We start from the raw sequence: 1,665 nt of genomic DNA on the forward strand, positions 1-1,665 counted from the left end.
TAGACGACGAAATTGCGGTCGGGCGGCAGCTGTTTTATGGCGCTATACACCGTACTGATGGGATCGAAGACATGCATCAGCTCGACAATACACTGGCCCTCGAAAGCAGCACTCTGCTCTGACAATGGCGTGGCAACAACCCGATCGGCCCAGGCGGTTGTGCGAGGGGTTTTCAGCTTGTGGAGCAAAAAACCGGTGTAACCCATGTTGATGGCCAGTTCGGCAATATTCTGCCGGGCTTTGCGCCGCGCTTGTTCGGGCTCCAGGCACAACAATTGCTGAAAATTACGCTGTGGTCCGCTAAAAATACGGGGCCTGGCCAGCATGTCCCATAACCCGACCAGCCGGTGTAACGTGAACCGAGTGGCCGGCTTGCCGAAATAAGACAAAGCATACGCAATGGGTGTTAACCACTTGATTAAAATGCGCTCTTCTGATTTTTCCTGCTCAAGCAACCGGGTCAGTGGTTCCGATGTATCCGGTTGTGGCTTGCGGGGAGCGGGTGCCAGTGAAATGGCGCAGTTCACGTAACCGGGTTTTCGGCACAACTCCATAAATTCCATACAGCTGTACTGGCACTCCCCCAGATAGGGATCCCAGACCCGGATGCCGGCCTGATCAATGTCGGTTACAACGACAAAATGATTCAGGTTCCAGTGCAGGAGGCAAGGTGGTGTCAGTAGCCCGAGGCTCGTTTCGTCATAGACTGCGACGGCAGAATATGGAATACCTTGTTGATCCAGCAGGCGCGCAATACAGTCGTCCATGCGGATGGTTGGCTCAATGGCCAGGTTTTGCAGGGTTGTGTGGTCAGCCTCGATGCCAAGCTTGTTGAGGCATTGATAAAATGGGTGAAACGTATATTGTGCCCGGAAGTTTTCAGGTGCCATAACAGGGTCCAAACTCACTCAGAAACAGGCGGAGCCGCAACTCCGCCAGGCCGTTTACATGCGTCGGCAGTTACAGCAGCAGGTATTGCCGCTGGATGGCTTTGGTGAAGGGCGAGTCAGCCCGTCGACACCGTTTCCGGAAGCATTCAGCACCTTGAAAATACCGTCAAGAACTGTCGCTGCGCCATCGGCTGCGCCAATCAGGCTGCCGCCGCTAACTTGTTCGGCTTCTTGCATCGTTAGTGTTTTTTTATCGTCTGTCATAGTGACTCCAATTTTAAATGTTATTTAACTGAGTGGTTTATTAGAAACCACTCAGTTAAATGGCAAAAAAATGTAACCACCAGGCTAAATTTTTGTTTTTGTTTATTCAATAACCAAAGAGACATACGTCTCCTTCTTCATGGATATTCGTCATAATATTCATGTGTTTATCGTTTGAGCGCTTATGAGAAAATAGATGAGAAGGCAGGGAAGAATAAATCTGACTGTTGATTTAATATTCACGGTTTAATTATCCCTGCGCTGACAGTGGGCACTTTCCAGCGGACAAATCAATTTCAATATAACGAGAAACTATCAATGTATCAGCACGTTAAGATCCCTTCTCAAGGGGTGGCTATGTCTGCCCATCTTTACTTGCCGAAAGATGAATCGCGCGCACCCTATCCCTTCATTATCTTGTGTCACGGCTTTTGTGGGGTGAAAGAGTTACTGTTGCCGGCATTTGCTGAGCGATTTGCAGAGCAAGGATACGCAGCGCTGACGTTTGACT

2 protein-coding genes are annotated in these 1,665 nt (G+C 49.7%); both read right to left on the minus strand.

The genetic code is table 11. From position 1 onward, the window contains the following. Window positions 1–890, minus strand: an 890-nt coding sequence (locus VV869_RS23365) for a cysteine peptidase family C39 domain-containing protein (RefSeq protein WP_337737349.1), incomplete at its 3' end; no start/stop codon positions are given. Window positions 891–944: 54 nt separating this feature from the next. Beyond that, window positions 945–1,154: a hypothetical protein gene (locus VV869_RS23370; RefSeq protein ID WP_337737350.1), complete on the minus strand. Its 210-nt coding sequence runs from the start codon at window positions 1,152–1,154 to the stop codon at window positions 945–947. Window positions 1,155–1,665: the final 511 nt, after the last annotated feature.

It is taken from the genome of Photobacterium sp. MCCC 1A19761 (assembly GCF_037389125.1).
GTDB lineage: Bacteria > Pseudomonadota > Gammaproteobacteria > Enterobacterales > Vibrionaceae > Photobacterium.

Coding starts and splice junctions, on each gene's coding strand:
- VV869_RS23370 (WP_337737350.1), bottom strand. CDS start 1,154: ATGACAGACGATAAAAAAACACTAACGATGCAAGAAGCCGAACAAGTT.